General features: G+C 56.6%; 2 protein-coding genes. Both read left to right on the top strand.

The genetic code is table 11. The features are described 5' to 3' along the window. Window positions 1–313 (top strand): CinA family protein (locus tag FRC98_RS20990; protein WP_146983515.1); only part of this gene is annotated, 313 nt, incomplete at its 5' end. Beyond that, window positions 310–569: hypothetical protein (locus FRC98_RS20995; RefSeq protein ID WP_146983516.1), on the top strand; the 260-nt coding region annotated here is incomplete at its 3' end. The genes FRC98_RS20990 and FRC98_RS20995, both read left to right, overlap by 4 nt.

Consider the following 569-nt stretch of genomic DNA (forward strand, 5'->3'; position numbering starts at 1 on the left):
ACGTTTGTTGGGCGTGCCCCCGGAGGTAATCGAGAGTTTCGGAGCCGTCAGTTACGAAACCGCCGTCGCAATGGCAGAAGGAGCCTTGGACAAAAGCCCCAATGCACAGCGGGCCATATCGATTACGGGAATCGCTGGACCTGGAGGCGGTAGCACTGAAAAGCCGGTGGGCTTGGTTCACTTCGCTCTGGCGGGAAGCCAGCTGCAGACATGGGCGATGCATCAGGTGTTTCCGGGGAACCGTCATGCCGTCCGACATGCGAGCCTGAGGCATGCACTGTCACTGCTTCAGGAATCGATCGCTCAGGCATGAAGGGATATCACGAGCTTTACAGGGTCACACTGGCGGACACGCTGCTATTTCTGATCGCTGTCCTGGCAAGCGTCCGATTTGTCCTGCCCTGGTTGTTGCAGACTTTTTCTCAAGGTTTCAGAGCCCTTCCGGAATCGACGGGATCACAACTTCAATTGGTGCTGGTTGGCTTCCTGTTGCAGTCCCTGATCATCCTGCTGATCCTGTTCCTGGTCATTATCCTTCGCCGCGGGCTGTCCCTGAAAGCCCTTGGTTT

Origin of the sequence: Lujinxingia vulgaris, assembly GCF_007997015.1 — a bacterium.
Lineage (GTDB): Bacteria > Myxococcota_A > Bradymonadia > Bradymonadales > Bradymonadaceae > Lujinxingia > Lujinxingia vulgaris.